Origin of the sequence: Martelella mediterranea (assembly GCF_004342225.1) — a bacterium.
In the GTDB taxonomy this organism is placed as follows: domain Bacteria; phylum Pseudomonadota; class Alphaproteobacteria; order Rhizobiales; family Rhizobiaceae; genus Martelella; species Martelella mediterranea_B.
The window spans coordinates 50736-69794 of record NZ_SMAR01000004.1; the positions used below are offsets into that span (position 1 = coordinate 50736).

26 protein-coding genes and 1 tRNA gene are annotated in these 19059 nt (G+C 56.9%); 21 read left to right on the forward strand and 6 right to left on the reverse strand.

The window, feature by feature from the left end; translation table 11 throughout:
* Positions 1–10 precede the first annotated feature (10 nt).
* From nirD to EDC90_RS04035, 4 genes are all read left to right on the forward strand, one after another.
* Positions 11–346, forward strand: coding sequence for a nitrite reductase small subunit NirD (gene nirD, locus EDC90_RS04020; protein WP_132308821.1), 336 nt, complete (start codon positions 11–13; stop codon positions 344–346).
* Positions 347–356: 10 nt separating this feature from the next.
* Entirely contained in the window at positions 357–1832 is a 1476-nt protein-coding gene (gene cysG, locus EDC90_RS04025; RefSeq protein ID WP_245510928.1) for a siroheme synthase CysG, read from the forward strand.
* Positions 1833–2062: 230 nt separating this feature from the next.
* Positions 2063–2326: a hypothetical protein gene (locus EDC90_RS20805; protein ID WP_165972726.1), complete on the forward strand. Its 264-nt coding sequence runs from the start codon at positions 2063–2065 to the stop codon at positions 2324–2326.
* A gap of 365 nt (positions 2327–2691) precedes the next feature.
* Positions 2692–2778: transfer RNA gene (locus EDC90_RS04035), tRNA-Leu, on the forward strand.
* An 8-nt stretch (positions 2779–2786) separates the two neighbouring features.
* Here EDC90_RS04035 and EDC90_RS04040 read toward each other — a convergent pair.
* The 6 genes from EDC90_RS04040 to EDC90_RS04060 all read right to left on the reverse strand — a co-directional run bounded on the left by EDC90_RS04040 (position 2787) and on the right by EDC90_RS04060 (position 7034).
* Complete coding sequence (locus EDC90_RS04040) at positions 2787–3872, reverse strand: tyrosine-type recombinase/integrase (protein WP_132308825.1); 1086 nt, start codon at positions 3870–3872, stop codon at positions 2787–2789.
* 7 nt (positions 3873–3879) lie between these two features.
* A complete protein-coding gene (locus tag EDC90_RS20810) occupies positions 3880–4050 on the reverse strand; it encodes a hypothetical protein (RefSeq protein WP_165972727.1) in 171 nt (56 codons plus the stop codon).
* A gap of 19 nt (positions 4051–4069) precedes the next feature.
* Positions 4070–4615, reverse strand: a complete 546-nt coding sequence (locus EDC90_RS04045; RefSeq protein WP_132308827.1) for a hypothetical protein — start codon at positions 4613–4615, stop codon at positions 4070–4072.
* Between the two features lie 475 nt (positions 4616–5090).
* On the reverse strand, positions 5091–5894 hold the full coding sequence (locus EDC90_RS04050) for a DUF1828 domain-containing protein (RefSeq protein ID WP_165972728.1): 804 nt from the start codon (positions 5892–5894) through the stop codon (positions 5091–5093).
* Positions 5891–6349 carry a hypothetical protein gene (locus EDC90_RS04055; RefSeq protein ID WP_207903838.1) on the reverse strand — a complete coding sequence of 153 codons (459 nt, stop codon included), beginning with the start codon at positions 6347–6349 and terminating at the stop codon, positions 5891–5893. Before EDC90_RS04055 ends, EDC90_RS04050 begins: the two co-directional genes overlap by 4 nt.
* A gap of 55 nt (positions 6350–6404) precedes the next feature.
* A complete protein-coding gene (locus EDC90_RS04060; protein ID WP_245510929.1) occupies positions 6405–7034 on the reverse strand; it encodes a LexA family protein in 630 nt (209 codons plus the stop codon).
* Here EDC90_RS04060 and EDC90_RS04065 point away from each other — a divergent pair.
* The 17 genes from EDC90_RS04065 to EDC90_RS04140 all read left to right on the forward strand — a co-directional run bounded on the left by EDC90_RS04065 (position 7029) and on the right by EDC90_RS04140 (position 18986).
* Complete coding sequence (locus EDC90_RS04065; RefSeq protein WP_132308833.1) at positions 7029–7313, forward strand: helix-turn-helix domain-containing protein; 285 nt, start codon at positions 7029–7031, stop codon at positions 7311–7313. The two genes, EDC90_RS04060 and EDC90_RS04065, sit on opposite strands and share 6 nt — an antisense overlap.
* Before the next feature lie 243 nt (positions 7314–7556).
* A complete protein-coding gene (locus EDC90_RS04070; protein ID WP_132308835.1) occupies positions 7557–8045 on the forward strand; it encodes a hypothetical protein in 489 nt (162 codons plus the stop codon).
* A gap of 240 nt (positions 8046–8285) precedes the next feature.
* Positions 8286–8564: a DUF2312 domain-containing protein gene (locus EDC90_RS04075; RefSeq protein WP_245510935.1), complete on the forward strand. Its 279-nt coding sequence runs from the start codon at positions 8286–8288 to the stop codon at positions 8562–8564.
* Positions 8561–8923 (forward strand): helix-turn-helix domain-containing protein, encoded by a 363-nt coding sequence (locus tag EDC90_RS04080; RefSeq protein ID WP_132308837.1) that lies wholly within the window; start codon positions 8561–8563, stop codon positions 8921–8923. Before EDC90_RS04075 ends, EDC90_RS04080 begins: the two co-directional genes overlap by 4 nt.
* Positions 8924–9024: 101 nt before the next feature.
* Positions 9025–9201, forward strand: a complete 177-nt coding sequence (locus EDC90_RS20815) for a hypothetical protein (RefSeq protein WP_165972729.1) — start codon at positions 9025–9027, stop codon at positions 9199–9201.
* Between the two features lie 25 nt (positions 9202–9226).
* Positions 9227–10060, forward strand: a complete 834-nt coding sequence (locus tag EDC90_RS04085) for a YdaU family protein (RefSeq protein ID WP_165972730.1) — start codon at positions 9227–9229, stop codon at positions 10058–10060.
* Positions 10044–10496 (forward strand): hypothetical protein, encoded by a 453-nt coding sequence (locus EDC90_RS04090; RefSeq protein ID WP_132308841.1) that lies wholly within the window; start codon positions 10044–10046, stop codon positions 10494–10496. The genes EDC90_RS04085 and EDC90_RS04090 overlap by 17 nt, the downstream gene beginning before the upstream one ends.
* Complete coding sequence (locus tag EDC90_RS04095) at positions 10480–11214, forward strand: hypothetical protein (protein ID WP_207903840.1); 735 nt, start codon at positions 10480–10482, stop codon at positions 11212–11214. Before EDC90_RS04090 ends, EDC90_RS04095 begins: the two co-directional genes overlap by 17 nt.
* Entirely contained in the window at positions 11211–11846 is a 636-nt protein-coding gene (nusG, locus tag EDC90_RS04100) for a transcription termination/antitermination protein NusG (RefSeq protein ID WP_132308845.1), read from the forward strand. Before EDC90_RS04095 ends, nusG begins: the two co-directional genes overlap by 4 nt.
* Before the next feature lie 237 nt (positions 11847–12083).
* Positions 12084–12494 (forward strand): HNH endonuclease, encoded by a 411-nt coding sequence (locus tag EDC90_RS04105; protein WP_132308847.1) that lies wholly within the window; start codon positions 12084–12086, stop codon positions 12492–12494.
* 160 nt (positions 12495–12654) lie between these two features.
* A complete protein-coding gene (locus EDC90_RS04110) occupies positions 12655–13287 on the forward strand; it encodes a P27 family phage terminase small subunit (protein WP_132308849.1) in 633 nt (210 codons plus the stop codon).
* The gene (locus EDC90_RS04115; RefSeq protein WP_132308851.1) at positions 13253–15019 is read left to right on the forward strand and encodes a terminase large subunit; all 1767 of its coding nucleotides are present in this window, start codon (positions 13253–13255) and stop codon (positions 15017–15019) included. Before EDC90_RS04110 ends, EDC90_RS04115 begins: the two co-directional genes overlap by 35 nt.
* Positions 15016–16251: a phage portal protein gene (locus tag EDC90_RS04120; protein ID WP_132308853.1), complete on the forward strand. Its 1236-nt coding sequence runs from the start codon at positions 15016–15018 to the stop codon at positions 16249–16251. The genes EDC90_RS04115 and EDC90_RS04120 overlap by 4 nt, the downstream gene beginning before the upstream one ends.
* A gap of 1 nt (position 16252) precedes the next feature.
* Positions 16253–16840: an HK97 family phage prohead protease gene (locus EDC90_RS04125; RefSeq protein WP_132308855.1), complete on the forward strand. Its 588-nt coding sequence runs from the start codon at positions 16253–16255 to the stop codon at positions 16838–16840.
* Between the two features lie 56 nt (positions 16841–16896).
* On the forward strand, positions 16897–18168 hold the full coding sequence (locus EDC90_RS04130; protein WP_132308857.1) for a phage major capsid protein: 1272 nt from the start codon (positions 16897–16899) through the stop codon (positions 18166–18168).
* 63 nt (positions 18169–18231) lie between these two features.
* The gene (locus EDC90_RS04135; RefSeq protein ID WP_132308859.1) at positions 18232–18411 is read left to right on the forward strand and encodes a hypothetical protein; all 180 of its coding nucleotides are present in this window, start codon (positions 18232–18234) and stop codon (positions 18409–18411) included.
* Positions 18408–18986, forward strand: coding sequence for a head-tail connector protein (locus EDC90_RS04140; protein WP_132308861.1), 579 nt, complete (start codon positions 18408–18410; stop codon positions 18984–18986). Before EDC90_RS04135 ends, EDC90_RS04140 begins: the two co-directional genes overlap by 4 nt.
* Positions 18987–19059: the final 73 nt, after the last annotated feature.

A 19059-nucleotide genomic window follows, 5' to 3' on the forward strand; every position in this document is an offset into this window, starting at 1 on the left:
GGAGCCCATCATGAGCAGTGATTTCATCGCCATCGGCCATATCGACGACATCCCGCAACGCGGCGCGCGCTGCGTCAACACCGCTTTCGGCCGCATCGCGGTGTTCCGCACCGCAGAAGACGAGGTCTTCGCCATCGACGACCGCTGCCCGCACAAGGGCGGGCCGTTATCGGAAGGCATGGTGCATGGCAGGGCCGTGACCTGCCCCTTGCATAACATGGTGATTTCGCTGGAAAGCGGCACGGCGCAAGGCGCGGATGAGGGTGAGGTGCAGACCTATCCTGTTCGTGTCGAAAACGGCCGCCTCTCGATCGCGCTTTCGGCGCTCCCGATGGCGGCGGAATAGGGTAGGGAACATGGCCACCGCACGCGCAAAAACACCCGCCCGCATGGAGGACCTCGCCGTCCTGCCGCTGTTCTTCCGGCTGAAGGGCAAGGCGGTGCTGGTCGCCGGGGGCAGTGATGCCGCCGCCTGGAAAGCCGAACTTATGGTTGCCGCCGGGGCCGACGTCACGGTCTTTCTGGGCCGCGAGGCCGCCGACGAGGCGCTGCTTGCGCTCGAAGCCCATGGCCGGGTGCGGCTTTCCGGCGCGCACTGGTCGGCCGCCGACTGGACGGTGTTTGAGCTGGCGCTGGGTGATTGCGAGAACGACGCTGAGGCGCAGGCCTTCCGGGCAAGGGCGAAGGCGGAAGACGTACCGGTCAATGTCATCGACAAGCCGGGCTATTGCGACTTTCAGTTCGGCTCGATCGTCAACCGCTCGCCGGTCGTGGTCGGCATTTCCACGGACGGTGCCGCGCCCATCCTGGGACAGGCGATCCGGCGGCGGATCGAAACGCTGTTGCCGAAGGCGCTTGCCGAATGGGCGGGGCTTGCCGCCTCCCTGCGTGATGCCATCGGCCAGAAGCTGAAACCGGGCGGCCCGCGCCGCTCCTTCTGGGAGCATTTCGTCGATCTGAGCTTTTCCGGACAGTCCGGCCCCGACGAGGCTGCGGCCGACCGGCTTCTGGCGCGTGCGACGAAGATCGCGGCATCGCCGCAAACCGGCAGCGTCACGCTCGTCGGCGCCGGGCCGGGCGATCCGGAACTCCTGACGCTGAAGGCCATGCGGGCGCTGCAATCGGCCGACGTCATCCTGTTCGACGACCTGATTGCGCCGGACATCCTCGAACTGGCGCGGCGCGAGGCGAAGCGCATGCTTGTGGGAAAACGCGGCGGACGCACAAGCTGTCGGCAGGGGGATATCAACCGGATGATGCTCGATCTGGCGCGGGCCGGAAAGCGCGTCGTCCGGCTGAAATCGGGCGACCCCTCGGTCTTCGGGCGGTCCGGTGAGGAAATTTCCGCCCTTCGCGAAGCGGGCATCCCGGTCTCCGTCGTCCCCGGCATTACCGCCGCAAGCGCGCTTGCCGCCGGCACCACCACCTCGCTCACCCACCGCGACTGCGCCCAGTCGGTACGCTTCGTCACCGGGCACTCGAAAAAGGGCGCGTTGCCGGAGGATATCGACTGGCGCGCCATCGCCGACCCGACGACCACGACAATGTTCTACATGGGCGGCCGCACCGCCGATGAGATAAGCGCCCGATTGATTGCGGAGGGACTCTCGCCCGAAACCCCGGTCCTGATCGCCGCCAACATCAGCCGCCCGGATGAAAAACGCTGGCACGGCACGCTGACAAGGCTGGGCGAGGGCATGAAAGAAATCGGCTACGACAACCCCGTCTTGTTCGGAGTCGGCAAGGTCTTCGAAAGGAAGGAGGCCTTGGCGGAAGCGATAGGTGATGCGCGGGTTTTCTCTCATCCCTGCCGGGCTTATCTGCGTCAATAAGGAAGGCCGTACTCAGGACTTTGGCTTTTGCCGCCGATCAGGATGGAAGGGCTATCGCGTCCCGATTGATACAAGAGACCGAGCCGCGATATGCAACGCAGGGGCGAAAGCTCGCCAACTGATATGGGCAACTCCAGAGATCGCAGCATGCCTTGAACCAGTCGATGACAGCACAGAGATAGACAAAGCCTCGCGCCATCGGCACATACGGCTTTCTTCGGCACTTCATCATGGTGGCGGCGCAAATCCAGAAGCATAACCAGGCAGCCATCGTGTTCGATGAAGCAGATGTTCTGATCATCGCCGGCAAGCAGGTCGATTACTTCGGGCAGAAAGGCCGGATTGTCCACAGACATGATGCGGTTGCCATGTTCATCCAGAATACAGCCGGACACCCCGAAAGCTGGCAGAGCTTTAAAGAAAAACTGCTGAATCTCGATGTGATGACGAGCGTCACGTATGGACGAGCTGTCCTCGCTCCAGCGCTGCGGTAACGCCTGAGGGGTGAGGCTGCGGGGTATCTTCGTAAGCCGCGAAAGATGTCGCCTGAGAGCATCGCGTGTTGTCGTCCTGACGGTGACAATCAATAAAAACGAGCCGACGGTCAATAAATCAGGCAGAAATGTGGTGAAGAAATATCATTGATTCGAGGTATTTGTTGCAAGGCGACGTTATTTTAAAGGGGGAACCATGTCTTGCGGGCGGCGTGCGAGATCAGTTCAGTGCTGTCATGCATGATCGGAAATGCCCGGAGAAAAGGGGCTCACCGAAGCCGATGCTGGCCGTTGTCTTTTTTTGACATGAAAACGTCAAATACCCGTTGACTTAAACCGCGGAGCCTCTTAAACGAACCCTCGTTGCCCAGATGGCGGAATTGGTAGACGCGCCAGCTTCAGGTGCTGGTACTCGCAAGGGTGTGGAGGTTCGAGTCCTCTTCTGGGCACCAATCGCTTTTCAAGATTTTGATATCTTTGCGCTTTTCGCGCTAAATCCCTCACTGGAAGTAGGGTGAGGGGCTAGAACGTTCCCCAACTGTTCGGAAACGATGCGTGACGACTTGACGCCAAGGCGGGCGCGGTCAGCGCCTTTGGTGTAGATTTCTGCTTGTTTCGAGCTGGTCCAGCCGAACTGACTCATCAGTTCATGGGCTGTCGCACCGCCATTCGCGGCAAGCGTGGCCGCAAGTTTTCTGAGGCCGTGGGTGTTCTTCTCTAGGCCCGCCTCGCGGGCCGCATCTCCAAACCAGTTTCCGAATCCCGGAACCGAAAATGGTGTGCCATATTCGGTTGAGAGGAAAAACAAGCCCTTCGACGGTGTGGCAGCAATCAGGTCGATAACGCGTTGCGGCAGTTCGACCGTGATCTGTGCGCCGGTTTTTTTTGTGCGCATGGTGAGCGTGTTGCCGTTCAGATGCTGGCGACCGACCCGGCAAAGGTCGGAGCGGCGCAGTCCGGTGTGAAGCGCCAGCTCCAGCGCGAGCCGTTGCTTCGTGCCGATTGGCCAGCGGCTACAGAAGCGCGCGACATCATCGACCGTCCATGCAGGGAAGCCATCGGAGCGGAAGCGGATTTTCTCGACGCCGATGCAGGGGTTTTCGTCCATATGCCCATTGCGCACTGCCCATTTGCACAGTCCGACCATGGCTTTCAGATAGTTGCCCGCTTGAGCTGGTGTGGCGCTGCGATCTTCCATGCCGTTTTCGACCGCGCGTTTCGTTATCATTGAGAAAGGCATGTCGCCTGCCTTCTCAGAAATATGCTTGAAGATATTGGTGCGCTGGCGATGTGTAGCCTCGCTCAACTTCATCCAATCGCCGCTTTCTTTATAGCGGTCGATCAGCCAGCGGATTGAGCGCGGATCTGCCCGTCCGGGTTTGGGCAGCGGTTCGCCTTTCAGGCATGCCTCATAGGCCTTGCGGAATGTCGGGTCGTTCAGGTCTGGCAGGCGGGTGCGTGGACCTTTGCCGATACGGAAGTAGAAGACAACGCGGCCATGCCGGGTCTTTTGCTTGACGACATAAAGGGGCAGTTTGCGTGGCATGGTTAAATCAAAGTCTCAGTTCATGGTTGCTGTCAATCGCGCCGTTTTGCTCCGGCTTTTTCGGAGAGACGCCATAGCGGTTGCCATCGCGCTCGATCCAGCAATCGACGCCCTCGTCTCGTGCGATCTTCGCCATGCGTTTCCACTCTGCCGTTCTGACGATTGCTGGCGCTGTCATGTTCTTGCTTCCTTCATCATCATCGCTTCCATGCGTCAAAATCTTTGACCATCGCGCGCCAGCGCGCGGCGGCTTGGCGGTCTTTGTTCAAGTCTGCGCGGCTGGCGATCATCAGCGCCTTGCGCGCTGCATCCGTCACGCGTTCGTCTGTCAGCGGCCTTGCAACACCATGGCGGGCTTCCATGAAGGCTTTGAATGCCGGTTCCGAACACTTCATTGCGCATTCAGCCGCGTAATCCTTCGCCGGGCTGCCACCCTTTTCTTCAAGCTTGAGGCGCAACGCATTCAGATCGGCGTTCTGGCGCTCCGTCAGCTGCTTGAGCGCATCCACCATGCGTATGAGCTGCGCGGGGATTTCTGCGTGCTTCAAGAGCAATTCCCGGTTCGCTGTCGGGCATGTGTGCGGCACGGATGCCATGACCTCAGTTTCAGCCGGGTCCATGCCGTCTGTTTCGAGGTGAAGGCCTGCCGTATCCGACGAAATCTCTTTAACCGGCGCGGCGCTGATGACCAGTGCACGGATCCGCTCCAGCCGTTCTTTGGCAGAAGTTTGCGGCCTGTTCATTCAAACGTTCATCGAGGCCGCGAGAGCGGCTTCATATGTCATCAACTGTTGCACCAGCGTGAAAATGAGTAGGGGTGCGCCGCACAGAATAGCGAACGAGCTTGCTCTTTTAAGGAACTTGCAGTCCGACACGGTCAGTGGGCGGGTTGGTCGAAAAATGAGATTATGATCGGTCATTTGTCCTCACAAACAGTTTCAAGCCACGACTGCTGGTGCGTCCGTTGAGGCGAGGCTATTCTCTTCCTTCCCAAAGGTTACGCGCCGCTACCGGAAGAGGGGGCGGGGAAAACCGGCAGCGGCACTTCTTCAGGCTGGGGAATAAGCCTGACTGGGATATAGGATGCAATACGCATCCATTTTGTGTCAACAAAAATATGCAAAACGAATTAATTTAGATTCCGTATATGTCAGACAGACAACAAAAAAGCCCGGACATGGCGGGCTTTGAAGTTGCTTCGGTTGCCGTTGGCTGTATTTATGCAGCCACCTTACTTATGCGGTTCAAGCTTAAAATAGCCTCTTTCTCAGTCCCTCGAAAATAACGCGTCTGAAGCCCCTCATTTATCGCTCGTTGGAAACGGCGATCGCCAATAGATTGTATTTTTCGAGTATCTTCAATCAAGGCTACGGAACATAGGCGATTGTCTTGACTCCGCGCTTCTATTTCACGGTGCAGTAGTTCAGCCTCGAGGAATTGGGTGGAACTGTTCACCAAAAAAACGCCAATAGTGCGTCGCCCCTCTTGTTTTGGGGTTAGTACGATGTCAGATGGATAGTCTTCATAACCCTTGGAGACGAAAGCTTTCAGTTTGATCGAAAACGCATCAGAAAGTTCAGCCTGAATAGCCTCCGTCGCATCTTCTTTGAATGTTGAGCGAACCATATCACGCGTCAGCTTTTCAAGGCTACGCATACGAAGCAATGCGGACAAAAATTTAATTGCGGCGCTTCCAGATTGATCTTGGGGGAGTGGATTTGTTCTGATCTCGTTGCTGGTCTCATCCCAGTATGCGTCTGCTTCTGACAGGATTGTATCCATAAGTGCGCGGCGTTGTCCGGATTCTATGTCTATGCCCGATGCAATCAGGTGTGGAAGGAATTCACCATCGTCTTCGAAAACCAGGCCATCGTCAGTTATAGTTGCGTAAAACCCAAGGTAGTCCCCAGAATCATCAAAAAAGGGGGAGTTGATTGCAAACCCGCTGGGAACTGCGCGCACGGAAATAGCATCCGTGAAAGCGGAATGGAGCGCCGATGATAGATTTTGCTCCGTTTTCAAAATAGTGTTCCCTGAACGAACGTAATTCTAAAATGATCGGCTGCGAGTCGCCAGAAAATCTCCGGCGTGGTTGCTCGACGACGGGTTGACCTTTGTCTGGATGCGGCTGCCGGAATGCGAATTAATCCACCAATGCTAGTTGGGCCATCTTCGATGCCGCTTCTTTCGCAATGGGCATGAATATGGATGCCGGGGTGGTTTCCATGGTCTTCAAATCGGCTAACAACCGAGGCTCCGCTCTCCGTTGATAAAATCAGCCAAGCTTTCCAATTGTCCTTTTGCTCATTGACACGGCAGAGAAGAATATATTCCTTTTCTCCGTCCGTGGCTACTGCACTCCGCCATTTCCATGCTGGGCCAATATTTAGTGATTTTTTATATAACCCACCGGTGAACTTCGGTCCGATTGGGCCATCGCGCCAACCGGTGTCTGATTGTTCGGATTTTTTTTGCATGATAAGTTTTCGAACGCGCATACAAACTTACTCCGATCCTTTTTACCCTTCCACTTTATGCCGGAAAATCGAACATGGTGCGACGCACGCGGCCGATAATGGTCAATGGCCCCTTTGGGTAAATTGTCTTGTGCTCACGATTGGTCGTCTCCGGCTCCAAGCGTTCCGGGTCTTTTCGATAGCGCTTATAGGTGGCATCGCCGTCCTCTGTGCGAACCACGTAAAAACCGCCATCGATTGCTTCGCGCTCGCGGCGGTTGACGAAAATGATTGATCCCGGTGGCGAAAACAAATCCATGGAATCGCCCTCAACTTTAAGGGCGATCCAATCTCCTGCCGGAAGCCCGCCAGCGGGAATGCTGATAAAGTCATCGGATGGCACATAGCCATTCGGCTCAGTCAGGTGTCCGGCGCTGACAAAAGAAATAAGTGGAACGGCAGGTCCTGGCTGTTCACCCTGACCTGTCAGGAGCCATGCTTCGCTGACGCGAAAAGCCTTGGCATATTTTGACGCAGCTCGGCCAATGCCGCGAATACCTTGTTCGTGCTGCTTATAGGTCGCGTAAGACCAGCCAAAATAATCGACGGCCGCCTTCGCAGTTTTAAAACCGCGTTCTTTGCGTGCCTCTTCCAGGCGAATTGCGGGCGCTGGTCTGTCATCAAAGGTCATAGCTGCAAAATGCATAATTTTTGGCTGCGTTTCGACTTGACTGAAATGGATGCGTTATGCATATTTTCGGGCATGGAAAACCAAGTTGACATCAAAGCGTTGCGTGAGCGGATCGGCTGGACGCAAGCACAACTGGCCGAATGGCTAGGCGTTGCGCAGGGAAGCGTTTCGCGCATGGAGACCAAAGGTCGTGTGCGTGGGCCCACTATGCGGTTGTTGAAAACACTCGCTGCCGAACAGAGGCCCGATGACGTGCCGCGCCCCGTGGCCAATGCGCCGGAGGTTGCGGAATGAAAGCGGCCTTTTCGGCGGTTGAGCAACATGCAGGCGGCTTTGTTTTCCCGGCTGACCATCACTCCAGTGAATTGGAGGCGGAATGATCATCCGAATGCAAAGTTCATCCAGCACGAGCGAGCATATTTCCTTTTTCCTGCGGCATTCGTGCCACGGCGCTGGCTACAATGCAGATATAGCGTCGCATTCAGCCGGTCGCAGTGAATGCCTTCTCCAAAATCATTCCTATAGTGAGGTGCTTTGATGCAGCGTTTGCTTGCTCAAAAGGCCGTTGATGGCCTGCGTGAGGCATCCCGTCGTGCCGTCGTCCAAGGTGGTGGGCCGGAACGTTTTCAATATGTCACGCGGCTCAATCAGAGCCAGCTTTCGAAATGCTGGATCTGTGATCCCAGCCGGAAAAATCAGCTTGTTATGGCTGTCGATGTCGCGGTCGAGGCGGACATGGAGGCGGGCGCGCCGGTCATTCTTGGCGAAATGGCGCGGCTGGAAGGCTACCGGCTTGAGCGGGAAGACTTTGAAGAGGCGGGCAAGGGCGGCCTTGGTATTGCCGATATCGGTACGTTTCAGGCGGCTTTTCATGCCCTGTCGCAATCGATGATGGATGCGGCAGCCGATGGACATGTTGATGCGCGTGAGGCTGCCGACATCCTCGAACATTTCGCGAAGTTTCTTCGTGTCGCGCATGCCGTCGAGTGCAAGGCCCATGACTGCGATGATGGGGGCGAGGTGTGATGAAGCCGAACGACACCAAGCCTCAGACCGCTTCCAGCCGCTGCCGGATCATTTCCAGCTGCGGCTTTACCTTTTGCCTGACTTGTCACGGCAATGACTACGACGACCGCCCGTTTGTCTGCGGTTCAAATCCACAAAATTCAAAGGAGCGCGCGCATGAACACGCATGACGATTCCTATGATCCGATGGCCGTTGCCGGGCAGGATCGCACTGAAGAAAACCGCAAGGTCCGGAAAGATGTGAAAGCGGGTGGCCCGAATGTTGCGCGTGATCAACTTCGCGCCTTCATCGAGCGGGTTGAGCGGCTGGAAGAGGAAAAGTCGACAATCGCTGATGATATCAAGTCGGTTTACAGCGAGGCAAAGGCCAGCGGTTTTGACACCAAGGCCATGCGCAAGATCGTCCGGATTCGCGGTCAGGATGAGCAAAAGCTGGCTGAAGAAGAGGCGATCCTTGATAGCTACAAGGCCGCTCTTGGCATGTTGCCACTGTTTGAAAACGACGGTGGTGCGGCATGAGCGACAACCATATGAAAGAAATCGCGCGTCTTCGCGATGCCTGTGACGAAAAAGAAGAGCGAATCCGGCAGCTGGAAGCGGAGATCACACGGCTTGATGACATGGCGGAAGCCATGCGCTTCGGCCTGACACCAACAGAGCTGAAACTCTGGGCGATGCTGAAGCGGCGTGGTCGCGTCGACCGGCAGGCGATTTACACGGTGATTTATGGTGACAGAGCAGATGGCGGCCCGAAGCCGAAAACCATCGACGTGCTGATGTGCAAGCTTCGCCATAAGGTTCAGCCGCTCGGCTATCAGGTTGAGAGTTCCTATGGCCATGGCTGGCGGCTGGTGTCGCCGAAAGGTGGTGCGGCATGAGGGCGGCGCGCATCACTAAAGTTATCTGCCCGGAATGTGGTGGTCAGGGCTACCTTTCAGAGCGAAAATTGCGGTGCGCGATGTGTTGCGGGAATGGCCGTGTGAGCGTCTGCGATGCACGTCAGCATGCAATTTCATGTCGGAAAGCTGCGGATCGGCTCGGGCCGGGAACGCTTTATCGCGCCCGCCGTCAGAGGCTCTATCAGGTTGCCGAATGGGTCTTTGAAACCATCGGCGAATTGCCGCCATGGCGGCGCCACCGGGAGGCAGAGGGATGATCATCATTTTGATGGAGGCTTTGCCATGAGCGAAATGCCTTATGTGCGGTTCTATATGTCTGACTGGCTTTCGGCCACGCGTGGCATGAAGGCGGCGGAAATGGGCGTGTACTTCACGCTGCTGGCGCTGATGTATGAGCGCGGTGAGCCGCTGACCGAAAACCATGAGCGGCTGGCGCGGCAATGCGGGTGCACCAAAAAGGTGTTTTCGCAATACCTCGATGTGTTTGTCGATGACGGCAAAATCATCCGGGTTGAGGGCGGCCTCTGGAACCGGCGCGTGGAAAAAGAATTTCAATTTCGCGAAAAAAGTTCAGAGCAAGCAAAAGAGGCTGCAAAAAATCGCTGGGAAAAATCCAATAAAAACAATGACGATGTTATGCGACCGCATAGCGACCGCAATGCGGATGCAATGCTAAAGCCAGAAGCCAGAGTTAAGAAAGAAAGTGTTCCTAAAGGAACACAAAAGAAATCGGCTAAATCTGCCCTCTGCGAAGTGCTTTCACCCGACATCGCCGATGCCGTGATCGAGCACCGCAAAGCGCTGCGCAAGCGGCTTTCGGTGCATGCGGCTGAGCTGCTTGCCCGACAATTTGCCCAGATGCCGGATCCAGACAAGGCGGCTGAAACGATGATCGGTCGGGGCTGGCAGGGTTTTGAGCCGGGCTGGGTGGCCGAACGCCCGAAGCAGGCGGCCAGAGCCTCGCCGGGCAAGCCTTCTCGCAGCGAGGAAATCAGAGATCACAATCAGCGCGTTCGAACGGGTTTGCGCAAACGGATGGGGCAAAGCGATGACAACGAAAATGGCAACATTATCGACATCAGCCGGGGAGATTGGTCAGTTGCGCGAAGCGGTTAAACCGGCCAACGATCATCAGGCCGATATCATGCTGGACAAGCTGATGGACCGGGGTTTCGTGGTGCCGGATAGCGTGAACCCGGATGAAGCGGGCGAGTATTATGCGGAAGTGCTGCGGGGCAAACCCATCGGTGCGATGCGTCGGGTGTTCGACAATCTTCGGTTTGGTCGCTATCCGCGCTATCAGTCCTTTCTGCCGAAACCGGCTGAGCTTTCAGCGCTGATCGATGATGCCGCAAAGCATGACCGGGAAATGCTGCGGCTGGAGCGGGAAAAGGAGGAACGGGAGCAGGAACGTCTGGAGGCGCAGAAGCGACGGAAACTTACCCCGGAAGAGCAAGAGCGGCGGAGCGAAAAGGTTCGGAAAGCCGTAGCAGAGCTGGCGAAATCAGTGGCTGAGCAGTCACGCGGTGGAGGCGATGATGACGAAAGCTGAAGACCGCAAAGCCGTTCGCAGAGCTTTCCTGAAATTCTATCGCCAGTGGCCCACCTATGGCGAGGACAGTGACGAACGCGCCTTTGCCGAATGGCAGGCTTTGACGGCTGAAGAGCGTGATGCTGCAACTTCGATGCTTTCAGGCTTCCTGACGTTTGAGGCGATGCATGGTCGGCAGGTAAAATTTGCCGCCAGCACCTACCTGAAGGATCGCCGCTGGCAGGGTGTGCCGGAAGGGCTTTCCAGTGCATATGGTCCCGTGAATGCTGCGACTTATGGCAAGGCATGGATGGCTGAACGGTTTGCGCGGCTTGGTGCACCGTGTGCCCGGTTGCCGTCGCTGACACGGTTTCAGGAATGGGAAATCCGGCAGGGGCATGTGGACCGGAATGCGTTGTGGCTTGAGCGCAAGCGCAAGATGGGCTGGCCGCACGTCAACGCGATGCATGAACAGGCCGTGGTTCAGCCTGCCAAAGGCGCACGGGTTTCGCCGGAGATCGCGCTTTTAGGTTCTGCTTTTGAGGCGGTGCGTGTCGGCAGCGATGAATGGGAAGCATGGAAGCACGAACACGCTGAACGCGGCTGGCCGTGGCTGCCTGACACCGGTCGGCATGAATGGGTCTATTTCCCGCGCCTTGATGGGGGCAAGCCTTCCGATGCCTTGTCGGCATTCTTCGAAAAGCTTGAGCACATGCAGGGCAGGGAGGCAGCTGAATGACAGAGCAGCGGCATATCGGAGATCAGTTCAATGGCCGCTTGCCGGTGGATTTTGAACAGCGCATGCGACAGATCAGATTTACGCACCGGCCTGCACTTGCCAAGCGGGCCGAAAGTGATTCGGAATGGATGGTCGCCTGTGTGCGCAGTGGCCGGGAAATGGATGTGGAAAAGGCGCTTTCCGATGCTGGTGTTGAGGCGATTGTTCCGATCCGGAAGGGCAAGGAACGGCGACGCCGGAACAAGGTGATCCCGCCTCAAAACGAGGTTTTGATGAGCGGATATGTGCTGTTTCGATGCTGCTATTCCGTCGAGGCAATGAGCGGGCTTTTGAGCTTTGAGCATGTCGTTGATGTGCTTGGCGGGTGGGAAAAGCCGTTCACTGTCAACCATGAAAAAGTCAGGAATATCATGCAGAAAGCGCATGATGGGCGGTTTGATTATGAGCGGGTGTCTCAGGTGAAGGTCGCTGCCGGTGACAAGGTTCGGATTGTGGAAGGCTTGTTCGCCGGGCTGATTGCAGAGGTGATGACACCGAATGGCAAGGGCAAAGGTGACGTTGTGGTCGAGGTCGATATGTTCGGTCAGAAGACACCGACAATTTTACCTCTTGCAATTCTCGAAAAACTGTGAATTTATTTGTGCCAACGGATGACCGGTTCTTAGTGCGGCACGGCTAGCGCGCCCGGTTACCAGCCCTGACGATAGCCAATAGGCAACGCGATTCAGGGTCAGTGCGTAAGCTATGTCTTCTCTCCATTTATTAGCGTATAATCGAAAGCGTAAACGCAAGACGGGTGCGCCGTATTGTTGTTTGCTATCGTATGAGGCGGGTCGTGAAAGCGATCCGCCTTTTTGCGTTTAGGGTAGATGGTCAAATCCCCGAAATCATTCAGGCCTGCCGGAGCGCCAACGCGAAAGCAGCAACGCCAACGGGCCGATGACCGGCGCGGCAGCGCTGCCAGTCGCGGTTATAACCGGCGATGGTCAAAGGCGCGCGATACGTTTCTGGCGCATCGGCCCTTGTGTCTTGGCTGTCAGGCCGTGGGCAGGGTGACAGCAGCGCGTGTTGTCGATCACGTTGACCCGCACCACGGCGATCCGGAGAAGTTCTGGAACACGGCGATGTGGCAACCATGCTGCAAGTGGCACCATGACCATGTGAAGCAACGGCTCGAAGTCATGTACGAGCGCGGCCAGATCGGCATTGAAAGCCTCTGGCTGAACAGCGAACGCGCCAAGGCGATTACCTCGGGCCTGATGGCAGAACCTGCCGAATAGGCAGGGGGGTGGGTCTGGTTCTTGAGGGCTGACGGCGTGGACCGGCGGCCTAATCAGGAAAATTCCGGCGCGATATTTTTGGCGATAACTTTTTTTTCTGTACCGGGGAGACGGGACGTTTCCAACGCTTGCCGGTGCATGTCTGAAGGATGGCGAACCCATGGGCAGACGTAAAGACAATCCTCTTGAACAGGCGGCGAAGGGGTTTCCCGGTCGTCGCAAAGGCAAAGTCGAGAAAGAAATCGAGGCGGTCGTGACCTCTGTCGATGACGATGCCACACGAAGTGGCGATCCATTCCCGCTGCCAGCGCTGTTTCAGAAGCAGCCTGCTTATTGGAAACATGCCGCCAGTCTCTGGCGTGAGCTTTCAGTGGTTCTGGCGGCGACCGGGCGGCGCAAGCCTGCCTATCGGGCAGCACTCACGCGCTATTGCATCTGGACGCAGCTTTACATGACCACGGCTGAACAGCTTCGAAAGGATCTGCCGCGCGGCGGAACCACGGTGAAGGTCAAAAAGGGCGATGGCAACGAGGTCCATCGAACCCATCCCGGCCTCGAATTTATGGCGAAAGCCGAAACGCAGCTGAGGCTGCTTGATAGCGAATTCGGTCTGACCCCGATGCGGGATCAGGATCTCATGAAACTTGAAACCTTCAATGCAGGGCAGGGCCGGTTGCCGTTTGACGCTCCGAACGGTGGCGGGCGTGAGCGCGGCGATGACATGCCGGTTGATGACCCCATGGGGATTATGAACGACGATGGACGCCTCCCTCCCGGTCTCAAACCAAACTGAACCGCTGCCGGAGTGGATCGCCTGTCATGATGACGATGAAGCCTATGACTGGGCGCGTTCCGGCTGGAAGCGCGCCGCTGCTATTCCGGGTGCATGGTATGATGCTGCAAAGGCAGATCGCATCGTGGAGCGCTGGCCTCGTATCTTCAGGCTGACCGATGACCGGTTTGCGGGCATTCCGTTCAAGCTTTTGCCCTGGCAGGAAATCACGGTGCGGTTACTCGTCGGCTGGAAAAAGCCGGTCGAAATCATTGATCCCGAAACCCATGCTGAGACGATTTCCTATGTCCGGATCTTTCGCCGTCTGGATCTCTGGATCCCGAGAAAGAACGGAAAGTCTGAGTTTCTGGCTGCTCTGGCCGTTCTGTTTTTCGTGCTGGAGAAGATACAGGGCGCGCAGGCTTATGTGTTTGCGCGCGATGAAGAACAGGCGCTGATCCCGTTCAACAAGATGGTTCAGATCATCGAAGCGGCAGACGGGTTGAAAGAAGATCGCCACGGCAATGACCGGATCACGATCAATTCGAAAAGCATTTACCTGCGCGAAACGTCTTCGCTCTGTCAACTGCTGACCGGGTCCACGAAGGGCAAGCATGGCAAGTCGCCAACCGTGACGGTGGGTGATGAGATCCACGAATGGAAGTCGACCGAAATCGCCGACACCTTGCGGCAGGGAACCGGCGCACGGCTTCAGCCGATTGAGCTTTATGCGTCCACGGCTGGCCGCCGCGAAAACCGTGTCGGGTTTGAATGGTTTCAGGAATCGCTTTCGATCATGCGCGGGGAGATCGATGATCCATCGACATTGGTCGTTTATTTCGGGATTGAGGATGAAGACGACTGGACCGATGAAACAATCTGGCGGAAGGCCAATCCCAGTCTCGGTCTGACACCGACGCTGGACTATCTGCAAACAGAGTTTCGCAAGGCAAAGGGCCGCCCGGCGCAAGAGGCGATTTTCCAGTGCTACCACCTCAACCGCTGGGTCGATCAGATCGGCGGCTGGCTGCCGCGTTCGAAGTGGCAGGCCTGCACTGCCGATGCAAAGTCATGGCCGCGCCTTTGGGCGGAAAACAAGGGGCGGCGCGCGCTTCTGGCCTTCGACGTTTCCTCGGTCAACGATCTGACCGCGCTGGTGGCGATCCTGCCGCCAGATGCGACCAATGACAAATGGATCGTTATTCCCCGTTTCTGGGTGCCGGAAGACACGCTTGAGCGCCGGGCGCAGGAAGACAAGCGCGTCAACTGGAATGCGTGGGTGAAAACCGGCGCGCTTGAAACGACACCGGGTGACTTTGTCGATCTGAACTTTCTGATGCGGGCGATCTTTGACGCCGGTGCGCATTTCGATGTTGAGAGGATCGGCTATGACCCGTGGGGCACAAGCAAGCTGATCGGCGATCTTCAGCATGAAGGACTGGATCCTGAATTGCTGGTCGATATGCGGCAGACAACCGCCAACCTCAGCGCGCCGACCAAAGAGTTTGAACGGCTGGTCTTTGCGCAGGATATCGAACATGGCGGCCATCCGGTTCTCGGGTGGATGGCCGGGCATTGCTCTGTGCGCTTCGATGTCAATCTCAACTATGTGCCGGACAAAAAGCACTCACTCGACAAAATCGACGGTGTTGTCGCCACGGTCATGGGGATCGGGCTTGCGATGACGGATGAAGAACCGGAGCCGGTCTCCCCCTGGGATGACCCGGACTACACGCTGGTGAAGAAATCATGAGACTATTCAGCCGAAAGGCTAAGGCGGATGTTCGTGCTGCGAATATCGAAGATCCGAAGGTTAAGGTGAGTGCCTCGAACTTTCTCGAATTCTTCGGGATCAGGTCGGGCAACTTGCCGTCTGTGACGATTGAGAATGCCATGCGGGTTCCGGCGTTTTCTGCGGCGGTGACTTTCCTGTCCGGCAGTCTTGCGAACCTGCCGCTCCATGCGTTCAGATCCGGGAAAGATGGCGCTGCCCAGATGAAGGGTGGCATCCAGACGCTTTTAAACGAAGCGCCAAACCCGCAATGGACCAGTTACAGCTGGCGGGAATATTGCTGGTCGCAGGTGTTCACGTCCGGGCGTTCGCTTTCATGGATTGAGCGGGCCGGGCGGTCGGTGGTTGCGATCTGGCCGATGGAGCCGGGAAAGGTCACCATTCGCAGAACCGGCGGGCGCGTCAGCTATTCCTATGAGGGCAGAACCTATGATGCGGAGGACGTGATCGACATCGCATTTTTGCGAAAGCCCGACATGATTTCCTCATATGCGCCGGTGGCAACCGGGCGCAACGCCATCCAGCTGGCACTGGCTATGAATGAATACGGTTCAAACTTCTTTGCCAATGGCGGCATTCCACCGCTTGCTTTAACCGGTCCCATGCCGACCGGGGCAAATGCGATGAAGCGGGCGAAAGAGGATATCGACCGGGCAATCGATTATGCCCGTGAGTTCGGTGACAGCTTCTTTTCCATTCCGCCCGGCTATGAGCTGAAGCAGGTCGGTTTCGATCCGGCGAAAGGTCAGATGACCGAAGCGCGCCGGTTTCAGATTGAGGAAATCGCCCGGCTGTTCAATCTGCCGCCTTTGTTCCTGCAGGATCTGACGCACGCTACGCTGAACAATTCAGAACAGCAGGATCTGCATCTGGTCAAACACGTTATTGCGCAATGGGCGCGTAATTTTGAGCAGGAAATCAATCTCAAACTGTTCGGGCAGATGCGCAATTCCCGTTATGCCGAGCACAATCTGGATGCGCTGATGCGCGGCGACTTCAAGAGCCGGATCGAAGGTCTGGCGCGCGGTGTCCAGTCCGGCATTCTCACGCCGAATGAGGCGCGTGAGAAGGAAAACCGGCCCAACAAACCGAACGGCGATACGCTCTATATTCAGGGCGCGACCGTCCCGCTGGGCGCTGTTTCCAAAGCACCGGCATCCAGTCAGAGCGAAACAAACCCAACCGGAGAATAAAATGACGCTGATAAAGCGAGCGGTCGCCCGCCGTCCGGAGATCCGGGCGGACGGCGAAACGAAGACGGCTGTCGGTTATGCGGCGCTGTTTAACAGCGATGCCGATATCGGCGGCCTGTTTGTCGAGCGTATCGCGCCGGGCGCATTCACCGAAACGCTGAAAAGGGACGATATCCGGGCGCTGATCGATCACGATCCGGGCCGGGTTATTGGCCGGACATCCGCTCAGACATTGCGTCTCACCGAAGACGATAAGGGGCTGCGCGTCGAGATTGATCTTCCTGATACGACAGACGGGCGCGATCTCGCGGTTCTGCTGGAGCGCGGTGACATCTCCGGCATGTCGTTCGGCTTTCATGTGGTGAAGCAGGAATGGGATGAAACGGCTGAACCGTGGAAGCGCACCATTATTGCTGCCGATCTGATGGAAGTCAGCGCCGTTGCCTTTCCGGCCTATGACGACACCCAGCTTGCCATGCGGGATCTCGAAGCCGCGAAGAACGAGCGCGCCCGGCACAACTTTCATGCAGCCGCCCGAAGGCTGCGGATGAAGACAACCCTCGATCTCAGATCGCGGAGTAAGGCGTAAGGCGGGCCGCCAAGCGCTGAACCACTTTCCTGAAATTCAAGTCATGGAGCATCAGAATGCTGCAACGAATCAAAGAGCTGCGTCAGCGGCAGGAAACAATCGCTGAAGAGGCCCGCGAGCGTCTCAACCAGATCAATGACAGCACCGATGAAGCGCGTGCAACGGAACTTGAGGCCGCCCACGACACGGCTATGGCGGAATATGACAAGCTCGAAAAGCAGATCAGGCGTGAAGAGCGCCAGCTTGAAATCGAACGCAATGCCGAAGAGCGCCGGGCGCGCAACCGCCCGACCGGCGATGATGTCGAAACACGCGGTGCTGGCGGTGAAGAACCGTCGCCGGAATATCGTCATGTATTTGCCCGTGTGATCTGCGGAACGGATATCTCCGATCTGACGGCAGAAGAGCGCAATGTTCTGCGTGCCGGTGCGGCGAAGTTTGAAAACCGCGCTCAGACAGGCGGCAGCAATACTGCCGGTGGCTATACCGTTCCGACCGAACTTCATGGTGAAATCATCCAAGTGATGAAGGCGTGGGGGCCGATGTATGATGAAGAGGTTGCCACGGTCATGAATACGGCAGGCGGCAACCCTATTCAGGTGCCAACCGTCGATGACACCGACAATGAAGCGGATTCGCACGCTGAAGCTGAGGCTCTGAAAGATGACGGCAGCGGCGACGTGGAATTCGGGCAGAAGCTTCTGAACGCCTATGTGTTCAATACGCCGTTTGTGCGCTGGTCTTTTGAGCTCAACTCGGACGGCATCGTCAACATGGAATCGTTTCTTGGCTTTCTTATCGGCGAACGTCTTGGCCGTATCGCGAACCGCCAACTGACGGTGGGCACTGGCACCAACGCACCGAACGGCATTCTGACGGCTTCCAGTCAGGGATTGATTGCAGCGGCTTCCGCAAGCCTGAAATTCGATGAAATCATGGAACTGGAACACTCGGTCGATCCGGCATACCGGACCAGCCCGAAAGTCCGCTACATGTTCAATGACAACACGCTTCTGGCGATCCGTAAGCTGAAAGACGGCGACGGCAATTATCTTTGGCAGAAGGGCGATGTCCAGGCGGGGATCCCGGCCAACTTCAATGGTCGCAGATACTCGATCAATCAGGCTATGCCCGATATCGCAGCCGGTGCGAAGCCCATGCTCTTCGGTGATTTTTCCCGCTACTTTGTCCGTAAGGTCGGTTCGCCGGTTGTCGGCGTGATGCGTGAGCGGTTCTGGCCCGACATGGGGATCGCCGGTCTGATCCGTTTCGATGGTGAGCTGGGTGACGCCAATGCCGTTAAACACCTCAAGATGAAGGCTGCCTGATCAAAAGGCTGAAACGGCAGGCGTTCAAACGCGCCTGCCGATCTTCTCCGATGGAGTGCAATCATGGAAATCAAGATGCTGGCTGGATACACCGGCCCGGATTTTATCCTTGCGCCGGGCGAACGGCGTGACTTTCCGAAAGATAAGGCTGTTACCCTGATCAAGGCCGGGCTGGCAGTTCCGGTGAATGAAGACAGGTTCAATAAGGCGGTCAAACCGAAGGCGCTGGAGACCCGGCAATGAGCCGTTTGGGATGGGCCGAACCGGATATCATCGCACCGTCCGATGAAGAGGCGGTATCGCTTGCGGCGGCCAAAGAGCAGCTGACCGTTGATTTTGACGATGATGACAGCTTCATCCAGAGACTGATCGCGACGGCCTCTAACCATGTGGAACAGGTCACGGGCCTGATCGTCACTGAGAAGACGCTGAAACTTCACTGTCATGGGTTCGAGGATTTGAACCGGCTGCCGGTTGGGCCGGTCAAAGAGGTGGTCGCCGTGCGCTATATCGCACCGACCGGTGATGATGTCATTCTGGATCCTTCACACTACGAAACCCGCCTTGAGGGTTTGAGGGCTTCCATCGTCGCAAAGGCTGGACGGCCTTGGCCAGCTATTCAAACGGGTTCTCGCGTCGCCGTTGATGTTGTGGCTGGCTTTGATGAAGTGCCTGCCGCCGTTTGTCAGGCCATGCTGCTTTTGATCGGCACCTGGTATCGAAACCGCGAACAGGTCATCACCGGCACGATTACAGCAGAGCTTCCGGACAGTTCCGGCTTCTGGTCGCTGTTGTCTAACTACCGTCTGAACGCATAGGGGGAACAATGGTCTGGCTGGTCTTTGACAGACCTTTCCGATGGTCGCCACCGGAGAGGCCGAAAATTACTAT

Excerpts from the sequence above, each read along its gene's own strand:
- EDC90_RS04085 (WP_165972730.1), top strand. The coding sequence starts at position 9,227 with ATGAGCGAAATGCCTTATGTGCGGTTCTATATGTCTGACTGGCTTTCG.
- EDC90_RS04055 (WP_207903838.1), bottom strand. The coding sequence starts at position 6,349 with ATGCAAAAAAAATCCGAACAATCAGACACCGGTTGGCGCGATGGCCCA.
- nirD (WP_132308821.1), top strand. The coding sequence starts at position 11 with ATGAGCAGTGATTTCATCGCCATCGGCCATATCGACGACATCCCGCAA.
- EDC90_RS04130 (WP_132308857.1), top strand. The coding sequence starts at position 16,897 with ATGCTGCAACGAATCAAAGAGCTGCGTCAGCGGCAGGAAACAATCGCT.
- EDC90_RS04065 (WP_132308833.1), top strand. The coding sequence starts at position 7,029 with ATGCATAATTTTTGGCTGCGTTTCGACTTGACTGAAATGGATGCGTTA.
- EDC90_RS04080 (WP_132308837.1), top strand. The coding sequence starts at position 8,561 with ATGAGCGACAACCATATGAAAGAAATCGCGCGTCTTCGCGATGCCTGT.
- EDC90_RS04125 (WP_132308855.1), top strand. The coding sequence starts at position 16,253 with ATGACGCTGATAAAGCGAGCGGTCGCCCGCCGTCCGGAGATCCGGGCG.
- EDC90_RS04095 (WP_207903840.1), top strand. The coding sequence starts at position 10,480 with ATGATGACGAAAGCTGAAGACCGCAAAGCCGTTCGCAGAGCTTTCCTG.
- EDC90_RS04140 (WP_132308861.1), top strand. The coding sequence starts at position 18,408 with ATGAGCCGTTTGGGATGGGCCGAACCGGATATCATCGCACCGTCCGAT.
- EDC90_RS04115 (WP_132308851.1), top strand. The coding sequence starts at position 13,253 with ATGGACGCCTCCCTCCCGGTCTCAAACCAAACTGAACCGCTGCCGGAG.
- EDC90_RS04070 (WP_132308835.1), top strand. The coding sequence starts at position 7,557 with ATGCAGCGTTTGCTTGCTCAAAAGGCCGTTGATGGCCTGCGTGAGGCA.
- EDC90_RS04040 (WP_132308825.1), bottom strand. The coding sequence starts at position 3,872 with ATGCCACGCAAACTGCCCCTTTATGTCGTCAAGCAAAAGACCCGGCAT.
- EDC90_RS04045 (WP_132308827.1), bottom strand. The coding sequence starts at position 4,615 with ATGAACAGGCCGCAAACTTCTGCCAAAGAACGGCTGGAGCGGATCCGT.
- EDC90_RS04110 (WP_132308849.1), top strand. The coding sequence starts at position 12,655 with ATGGGCAGACGTAAAGACAATCCTCTTGAACAGGCGGCGAAGGGGTTT.
- cysG (WP_245510928.1), top strand. The coding sequence starts at position 357 with ATGGCCACCGCACGCGCAAAAACACCCGCCCGCATGGAGGACCTCGCC.
- EDC90_RS04120 (WP_132308853.1), top strand. The coding sequence starts at position 15,016 with ATGAGACTATTCAGCCGAAAGGCTAAGGCGGATGTTCGTGCTGCGAAT.
- EDC90_RS04105 (WP_132308847.1), top strand. The coding sequence starts at position 12,084 with ATGGTCAAATCCCCGAAATCATTCAGGCCTGCCGGAGCGCCAACGCGA.
- nusG (WP_132308845.1), top strand. The coding sequence starts at position 11,211 with ATGACAGAGCAGCGGCATATCGGAGATCAGTTCAATGGCCGCTTGCCG.
- EDC90_RS20805 (WP_165972726.1), top strand. The coding sequence starts at position 2,063 with ATGGTGGCGGCGCAAATCCAGAAGCATAACCAGGCAGCCATCGTGTTC.
- EDC90_RS04135 (WP_132308859.1), top strand. The coding sequence starts at position 18,232 with ATGGAAATCAAGATGCTGGCTGGATACACCGGCCCGGATTTTATCCTT.
- EDC90_RS04060 (WP_245510929.1), bottom strand. The coding sequence starts at position 7,034 with ATGCATTTTGCAGCTATGACCTTTGATGACAGACCAGCGCCCGCAATT.
- EDC90_RS20810 (WP_165972727.1), bottom strand. The coding sequence starts at position 4,050 with ATGACAGCGCCAGCAATCGTCAGAACGGCAGAGTGGAAACGCATGGCG.